The sequence below is a fragment of the Gilliamella sp. wkB178 genome (assembly GCF_001690705.1).
In the GTDB taxonomy this organism is placed as follows: Bacteria; Pseudomonadota; Gammaproteobacteria; order Enterobacterales; family Orbaceae; genus Gilliamella; species Gilliamella apicola_K.
Genome location: NZ_LZGK01000007.1, coordinates 1 through 1,778, shown reverse-complemented (window position 1 = coordinate 1,778; position 1,778 = coordinate 1). Strand labels below are relative to the sequence as shown.

The window sequence follows — 1,778 nt, the reverse complement described above, 5'->3', positions numbered from 1 at the left end:
TCTTCCAGTATAAGGCATGATGAAGATTCCGTCAAGTAATTTTATGTTTTATTTACACTTTTTCCATTCGAGTGTGCGAAAAATAACCTCTGCACCACTCATGGTTAAAAGTATATCGCCTTGATAAATTTTAACTACTATTTTGTTAAGTTTATTTGTAAAGAATAGTAAAGATGAAGGGATTTGCTTTATTTTTAAGCTGGGGTTAGGCTGAGTTTTATACTCAAACATACCCCTCTCAGGAAATATCTTGACATAGATTATTGTGATTTTATTATTTGAATTCGTTAGGTTTCGAGCGTTTTATGCTTGGGTGATTATTTTAATTACGGTGTTAACGCTCGAGTAAGGGAATTTTAACGCGAAAATTCCCTTACAACCCAAACGCGGGCCTGCAGATGGTGGTCTACGACTGCCCTCCGCCTTCGCTTGGTCTTAACGCACCGGTCGTGATTTGTTCCTACAAAGCACTCCCTCGGCAAACTTCCCTGTTTGCCGTGCTAACCGCCCTCAGTTGTCGGCACCATCTAACGGCCAATTGAACACCCACACCTTAACACCTTTACCTAATGTTGAATTAATTGATTTTTATGGTTGTTGTCTTTATCCCCCGCTTAAGTGGTGCCGAGGGAGGTAATTGGCATAGAACAACCGGCAGGAAGCCGGGTGAGCCGTGGGCGCACAGGGAGGTGCGATACGCGGCGGTTCGTTAAGTGCCAATTAGCGAGCGAGGGTAGTCACGCAGTGACCACTACTTCCCGCGGGGTGTGGGGAGATTGTTAAGAGGGATTCACATCAATCCCTCTTAACGCCTACGCGGCAGCGTGACCAGTCCTACAAAGCACTCCCTCGGCAAACTTCCCTGTTTGCCGTGCTAACCTCCCTCAGTTGTCGGCACCATCCAACGGCCAATTTAACATCAACATCTTAACACCCTAACCTATTATTGAATGATTGGTTTTATGGGTGTTGGTTTTTATTCCCCGCTTAAGTGGTGCTGAGGGAGGTAATTGGCATAGAACAGCCGGCAGGAAGCCGGGTGAGCCGTGGGCGCACAGGGAAGTGCGCTACGCGGCGGTTCGTTAAGTGCCAATTAGTGAACGATGTTGGTAGCGCAAACCTCATATTCACAGTGGTCGTCGGGGGTGTTGCGAACGTCTGACACCTTGGCGCCGTCGGTCGAGTTGACACACCACATGTCCCGAGAGTTAGCTTTGGTGCTTGTCCAGTAGAACGCCGCGCCTCTGAAGTTTGTACTGAAGCCGCTACCGGTATAACTTGGCATGTAGCCCCATTCACTAAACAGTCCAGCACCGATATTACGTTGGTAAGTGCCTACAATAGCTCCGGATGAATTGCGGCTAGCGTTATTAGTTAACTCTTTGAACTCTGCCACATGATAGCCTAAACGGCTACACAAGGATAAAACGTGAGCATACTTATCACAATTGCTTCCGTTGTTGATGAACCACTGCTTTAAGACAAAGCCATATCTTACTACCTCTCTATAACTACTATCATAACCTACTAACACGAATGTCTGTGGCAAGAGGACAGTTTTAATATTAGAGTTCATATGTGGACCGTTGAGGGTGACGCGGATGTTATTAGCATTATCGGGTGATGGCGTCATGGTAGCGGTAATACCTTCTTGGCTGACTGTTGGCCATGTCAATGCTGAACCTTTAACACCACCTATGTCTAAATCAAAATACAGATTATTAGCACCGGTAGTCGGGAAGTTACGATTGTAACTTGATGGTGTAGTTGATTGCACT

At 46.0% G+C, this 1,778-nt stretch carries 1 protein-coding gene; it reads right to left on the bottom strand.

Going from position 1 to position 1,778, the window contains the following annotated elements; genetic code table 11:
* Positions 1-1,093 precede the first annotated feature (1,093 nt).
* Positions 1,094-1,778: hypothetical protein (locus tag A9G13_RS11120; RefSeq protein ID WP_176701933.1), on the bottom strand; the 685-nt coding region annotated here is incomplete at its 5' end.